Source organism: Microseira sp. BLCC-F43 (assembly GCF_041929235.1).
Taxonomy (GTDB): Bacteria; Cyanobacteriota; Cyanobacteriia; order Cyanobacteriales; family Aerosakkonemataceae; genus Microseira.
Window position 1 is genome coordinate 66284 of sequence record NZ_JBHFNP010000283.1, and the last position, 7132, is coordinate 73415.

General features: G+C 47.8%; 5 protein-coding genes. All 5 read right to left on the reverse strand.

The annotated features are described in order from the left end of the window. Nucleotides 1-63: 63 nt before the first annotated feature. Entirely contained in the window at nt 64-2679 is a 2616-nt protein-coding gene (locus ACE1CM_RS38260; RefSeq protein WP_374884173.1) for a GAF domain-containing protein, read from the reverse strand. 461 nt (nt 2680-3140) lie between these two features. Next, nucleotides 3141-4274, reverse strand: coding sequence for a glycosyltransferase family 4 protein (locus ACE1CM_RS38265; protein WP_374884174.1), 1134 nt, complete (start codon nt 4272-4274; stop codon nt 3141-3143). A 68-nt stretch (nt 4275-4342) separates the two neighbouring features. After that, nucleotides 4343-4642 carry a hypothetical protein gene (locus ACE1CM_RS38270; protein WP_374884175.1) on the reverse strand — a complete coding sequence of 100 codons (300 nt, stop codon included), beginning with the start codon at nt 4640-4642 and terminating at the stop codon, nt 4343-4345. 165 nt (nt 4643-4807) lie between these two features. Further along, nucleotides 4808-5959, reverse strand: a complete 1152-nt coding sequence (locus tag ACE1CM_RS38275; protein WP_374884176.1) for an NAD-dependent epimerase/dehydratase family protein — start codon at nt 5957-5959, stop codon at nt 4808-4810. Between the two features lie 297 nt (nt 5960-6256). After that, nucleotides 6257-6847, reverse strand: coding sequence for a chromophore lyase CpcT/CpeT (locus tag ACE1CM_RS38280; protein ID WP_374884177.1), 591 nt, complete (start codon nt 6845-6847; stop codon nt 6257-6259). Between the last annotated feature and the right edge of the window lie 285 nt (nt 6848-7132).

Sequence of the window (7132 nt, forward strand, 5' to 3'; positions counted from 1 at the left end):
GCTAATTGCTAATAGGGGATCGATATTAAAATATCACATTAGCCATTAGCCATTAGCCATTACCTATTTTGTCGTCATAGCGTGTACGCCGTTCCAATTTTCGGGGGGTGGTTCTTCGAGGAATTTAGTCGCTCTTTCCAAGTGGATCGCCGTTGCAATATCCTGACTATCCAACTGTTGAGCTGCCATAAAGTGTTGGATCGCTTGCTTGAAGTTCCTGTCTAGGTACGCGGATCTTCCGGCATTGTAATGGGAGATAAATTGTTCGGTGACGGCATCGAGGGGAACGCGGCGATCGTTGATTAACTGGTATATTTTTACGGCTTCGTGTTTGCCCTTCACTCGAATTTTGTCGAGTTCGCGTACCCAGATGCGATCGCTGCACAGGTTGTAGGTAAACTCGCTCAAAACAATATCGCATCCATATTCTTTGGTTACGCTTTCTAAGCGAGAACTCAGGTTAACTCCATCTCCTATCACCGTATAATCCATGCGTTTGTGGGAACCAATATTACCCGAAACCACTTCCCCCGAACTAATGCCGATGCCGATCTTAATTTTAGGTTGGTTTGCCATAACGCGGCGATCGTTAAAGACTGCCAGACGCCGACGCATGTCCAGCGCCGCACGGACTGCCATCCAACCATGGTTTTCTAAGGGTAGCGGCGCGCCGAATACTGCCATCAAGGCATCGCCGATAAATTTATCCAGGGTGCCTTCGTGGTTAAACACCGCCTCCACCATTGTTTCAAAGTACTGATTCAGCAACGATACCACTTCTGCCGCCCCCAGATTTTCTGTCAGCGTCGTGTAGCCCCGGATATCAGAAAATAAAATTGTCACTTCCTTGCGCTCGCCTACCATCAGCGCGTCGTCACCCTGTGCCATAACTCGCTCTGCTACATTCGGCGTCATGTATCTATACAGGGTAGATTTCATCCGTTTTTCTTGACTGATATCTTCCAACACCACCAATCCGCCTCTAGCACCTCCTTCGGGATTTGTCAAGGGATTAACCGTGAGATTGATGCTGCGTTCGATTTCCCTGATTTTTGCTTTGGGAATCGGGGGATAGGAAAGCGGGGAACCACCGCGAGAATTTCCTGTGTCCTCGCTTGTGTGTTTTTCGTTCCAGGGGATAAAGAAGTCTGGAGCTTCGCGATCGCGAATGGCTAGAATCGGATTTTGATTGGGGTCGTCTAGGTTAGTTTCCGAGATTGGTTGTCCCTCTGGGTACAATCCTACCGTCAAGTTTTGCTCCGGCACGTAATGCTTAGCACCCGTTTTAACCGCATCCTGCAATCGCATTTGCAAATTCTCAATAGGCACGACTTCCCAAACGAGTCGTCCCATGAGTTTTTCCTTCCATAACAGTTTGTTGCTTTTTCCAGAAGCTGCTTGCAGCGGGCAACCCAGTAATTCTAGTGCGGCATCGTTAATCGTGACAATCTTGCCTTCCATATCGGTGGAGATTACCGCATCGGATAAGCTTTGCAGAATGTCTTTTTGATATTGCTTTTCTAGTAAAACGTTTTCAAACAGTTTGGCATTTTCTAACGCGATTCCAGCTTGAATATTAAACGCCCGCATAAATTCTTCATCCGAGCCAGTAAAACTGCCCTGATGCTTATTAATTAATTGGGTCACTCCAATCAATTCGTTGCCCGAATTAAACACCGGCAAACACAAAATATTGCGAGTTACATATCCAGTTTTTTTATCCGTACTGGGGTCAAAACGCGGGTCTTTATATGCATCTGTAATATTGAGCGGCTGCCCGGTAGAAGCGACGTAACCAGCAATTCCCCGATTAGCCGGAATGCGGATTTCGATTAAAGTTCTACCATCGGCTGCTGCAACTTTTGTCCATAGTTCGTTGGTTTCTTTCGTCAGTAAAAATAGGGTACTGCGATCCGCTTGCATTAAATTGCGAGCTTGATCCATTACCGCTCGCAGCGTTGTTTCTAAATCCAGACTTTGACCTAGAGTTTGAGTTGCTTTCAGCAGTGCCGATGCCCCGCGTTGATTGCGAGCTGCCACATAAAAAGACCGACAACTTTCTAAGATTATACCGATTTTGGCAGCAAAGTCTTGAAATTGCGCGACATCATCGCTATCAAACGGAAGATTCCCCGCTTTATTCGACAGTTGCACCACCGCCACGACCTGGTTTTTGCTGCTAAAAATTGGCATACACAGGATGTTGCGGGTATGGTAACCCGTTTGCTTATCAAAGTCCGGGTTAAACAAGGGGTGATTGTAAGCGTCGGGAATGTTGAGATATTCTCCCTTAGTCGCTACGTGACCAGCAATGCCACTATTGAGCGGCAGGCGGATTTCTGTTGGTTTTTCTGATTCGTCGGCACTGTTTTTAGACCACAGCTGACCTTTTTCCTGATCGACCAAAAAGATGGTAGTGCGATCCGCTTGCAGAATTTGACCGATTTTGAGCGTAATTGCTTCCAAAATTCGCTCCAGCATCGCTTCGAGCGCTTCGTTGTTAATCAGTTCGATTGCTCGCAAAAATTGCTGGAATTCTGCGGTGATAAAGTCGAGGAGGCAGACAAATTCCGAAACCGAATAACTATTGACTCGCTGGATTAGCGTATGAGTGCGATTGACCTGGGTTAACTGAGCCAACATGGTAGCGAGAAAACTACCGTTATGGGAAAGAGTCATGGTCATATCTGCTGATTATGGGGTATCCTGCGCTCCCCAGTATCGTAACATTGCCTATTTAGCCTCTGCCCTCGCCCAATAGATGTTTATCGGCAGTTATCCCCACTGCTTTGCTGTTGTCCTGAGGTCAACGCTGCGTGATTCTGCTTAGGTCAACCCTGGGTAATTCTCCTGAAGTCAACGCTGCGGGAAGGCGCGGTGCGTAAAGCTTGCCGGGTAAAAGCAATGCCCCCTTCTGTTGGGCAACCCAAGCCTGTATCCTCAAGGCTGTGGGTCGCGTCGATGGGAATGACTAACCCACTGAACCTCCAAGGTAGGTCCAACAGAACGAGGCTGTTGATGATTTAATTGTTGTCAAACGAACGGGAACACAAGTTGAAGGCAGAGCCTACTACGAATGTATCCCCTCGACAGACAGGGCTACAAGTTTTTGCCCATATTACCAATCGCCTATCACCAGATCATGCAGCTAAAGGCAGGTTTTGATCGGCAACTACGGCTTGATAGTAGCGTTGTAATTGGCGGGTGGCAGCTGCCCATCCCCAGCGTTCGGCTTCTTTGCGGGCGAACTCGCGCAGGGTTTCTCGTTCTTGTTTTTGGGATAATAGGTTTTTGGTGGCGGCGATCGCTCCTAGTTCATCTTTCGGATCGAACAAGTATCCGTTTACCCCATCGGTGACAATATCTGGAATTCCACCAGATCGCGCCGCGACGACGGGACACCCCGCTGCCATTGCCTCTAACAGTACTAACCCCAATGTTTCGGTACGGGAGGGGAATATAAATGCATCGGCAGAAGCATACGCCGCCCCCAATTCTCGCCCGCGCAGGTATCCGACAAAGTTAGTCGGCGTTCCCGCAAAATATTCTTCTAAAGCTTGTCGGTTTGGACCATCTCCAACTAAGGCTAGGCGGGCATCTGGAATCGCTTCTAAGATGGGTTTGATGCGCTCGATTTCTTTTTCAGCCCCCAGACGACCAACGTAAAGCAGCAGCGGGCTAGAGGGGTTTCCTTGACTGAGGCGATCGCGCATTTCCACGTTGGCTAAGTCGGGATGAAACGTTTCCGTATCCACTCCCCGCTGCCATAAATCGACTCGTTCTATACCGTGCGCCGTCAATTCTTCCACCATTGCCGTCGAGGTACAAAGATTTAACTGCGCTTGATTGTGAGCCGATTTTAATAATTCCCACAATAACCCTTCCAGCATTCCCAAACCATAGTGGTGTAAATATTGGGGTAAATGGGTATGGTAAGAAGCTACCAGCGGAATTTTCAGCATTTTCGCATAAAACAGCCCACCCAATCCCAAAATAGCTGGGTTGACAACGTGAACAATATCTGGTCTAAACTTCTCCAGCGCTTTACCAATTTGTGGTTTGGGGACTGCCAATTTTAACTCTGGATAAAGCGGTAGGGGAAATCCCGGAACGCCGTAAATTTTTGCGCCTTTGTATTGGGTTAATCCGCCATCCGGCGAGAAAATTAACACTTGGTCGCCGCTGCGCTGTAGATGTTCTACAGTATGGCACAGTCGCGTTACAATGCCGTCAATTTTGGGGAGAAATGTTTCAGTAAATAAGGCTATTCGCATAATTGGTCATTGGTCATTGGTAATTGGTGATTGCGCTTGAGCGATAAACCGGCAACACAAGTTTTATTTTATTGTTGTTTGGTGCTTGATTGGGCGCAAATTCCATGAATGCCAATTGCCAAGATAACTCCACCTAACAAAACTCCTACACCTTCAGCAAAACAATTAATTCTGTGTCTGTTTTCTGCTGCTTGAGCAATCGATAATTGCTCGATTGTTGCAGCTGGAGATTTGGCTAATTTTTCGTATGATTTAAAGCTTGCCTCTAGTGCCTTCCATTCGGGAAATAGATAGTAGGCACTGAGGCTAGTCGCAGCCAAACCGGGCAGCACGACAGTTATTAACAGAACGAGCGCGCGGATGTTCATGTCAGTTTGGGTAATAGGTAATAGGTAATAGATGAGGCTATAGACAACTAGAACACAGGAGATAGATTTTTGTAATTTTCTTATCCTGCTTGCAACTGGTAGCCGTATTTGATTTATTATCGCTCGCCAATTACCAATTACCAATTACCAATTACCAATTACCAATTACCTGTGCCAAGTAACTTTGGGCAGGATGTGGTTTTTATCGACGCGATGTTGATATTTGACGGCAAAGTTCAACAGGGAATCGAGTAGGGCGTCTGAGAGGTAGTGAGGTTGCAAACCGAGGTCGAGTAGGTTGGTGTTTTTGGCGTTGAAGTAGTGTTCTTCTTTTTCGATTCTGGGGTTATCTAGGTGATTTATGTCTACATTTAGTCCCAGGGTAGTGCCTGCTTTTTTCACCATTAAAGCTAGGTCGCCGACGCTGAACATTTCGGTAAATTGGTTGAAAACGCGGAATTCGCCGGGGTTAGCGGGGTTAGCGATCGCTAATTCCATGCAGCGCACTGTGTCCCGAATATCCAAAAATCCTCGCGTTTGACCGCCTTTGCCATACACTGTAATCGGGTGACCGATGGCGGCTTGAATGCAGAAACGGTTCAACGCCGTGCCAAATACGCCGTCGTAGTCGAGACGGTTAATCAGCATTTCATCCATCCCCGTTTCTTCGGTCAAAACGCCGTAAACGACACCTTGGTTCAAGTCTGTGGCGCGCAAACCCCACATGCGACAAGCAAAGTGGATATTGTGACTATCGTGTACCTTACTTAAGTGATACATCGATCCCGGTTGCTTGGGATAGGGTAGCGTATCCTTGCGCCCATTATGCTCGATGGTGATATAGCCTTCTTCGATATCGATGTTGGGCGTGCCGTATTCGCCCATCGTTCCCAGCTTCACCAAGTGACAGTCGGGGAAATGTTCTTTCATGGCGTAGAGTAGATTCAGCGTTCCTACGACGTTATTCACTTGAGTGAGTACGGCATGTTCGCGGTCGATCATCGAGAAAGGGGCGGAACGCTGTTCGCCGAAGTGAGCGATCGCATCGGGAGAAAACTGTTGCAGCGCTGATAGAAGAAATTCGTAGTTGGTAATATCCCCAACGAACAGGTCAATAGATTTGCCGGTAAGATCGTGCCAGCGCTGGATGCGGTGCTGAATCGGTGCGATGGGTGTTAGGGTTTCGGCTCCCAGCTGTAAATCCCAATGCCGCCGTACCAAGCTATCCAGGATGCCGACTTCGTAACCTCTGTTAGAAAGATATAGGGCAGTTGCCCAACCGCAATAACCATCGCCACCAATAACCAGGACTTTCATCTTGCTTTTTGCCCATACTGCTTACTGACACTCGCTAAATCTACCAGGTTTTGTGTCCCGTCTATACCGCTAATTGGGATGAACTTATAGGGAAGCACAGGAGGGCGGGTGTGCGGGTGGGCAGGTGTGGGGGTGAGCGGGTGGGCAGTTAACCCAATCAGGAATTACGCAAAGAAACCGGGTTTCTAGGAAAAATCGTCGATTTATAAACTAGAGATCTAAGAAGAAACCCGGTTTCTGGCAACGCCCTTGCCTAAATCCTACCAATCTCAAATCTGCAATCTCAAATCTATAATCCTAGACTTTTACCTCGTCGGCAAAACTAGCCTTGCGGACAAACTCAAATGGTCCAGCAATCGAACCCCAGACATGTTCGTCCGTTTCCACATCCCGCCCTCGGTCGAGGCTGATGAGTTTATTTTCGTCAATTTCAAATTCGCTGTCGAGATAGGTGGTTTTGTCTTTTCGCACAACGATGCAGCCTTTTCCAGGTTCAACTCTAGCTTTGAAGCTGTTCCCCGTCCACTCGGTAATGAAGGTGCAACCGGGCATTTTCTCCAATTGCTCTGCTTGCAGGGTTTGCAGGCGTTCGAGGTCGCGAGAAGCGCCATAGAACTCTTCTTCCTGCTTGATTTTATAGTTTTCGATTTCGATGCGCGAGCCGACTTCTACAAACTTCAGCACCCGCACCCGGTAAGGTTGGTTTAACGCAAAGTCGTAAGCTTGTTCCAGATACAGACTCACCCCTCCCAGAAATTCTAAAGGCAGAGGACGCATACAAACGCGAATGTGGGCAAAAAACGGCGGATTTTCATATGCTTGGGCTTGGTTGGTGAAATCGGATGCCATCCAGCGGACTAGGGTGGGAATATCCGTCGAGTGAGTCATTGTTGATTAAAGTGCGATTGTTAAGAACGAACTTAATTATTTTACGGCTTGCGATCGCGTAGCTGTAGGGGCACGGCATGACATACGTTGTTAAATGGGACAGATAATGATTGCCGTGCCCATACCGCCAACGGGATTTTTGCCAAATTCAATTGCCACCTTGCTGTAGGGGCACGGCATGACATACGTTGTTAAATGGGACAGATAATGATTGCCGTGCCCATACCGCCAACGGGATTTTTGCCAAATTCAATTGCCACCTTGCTGTAGGGGCACGGCATGACA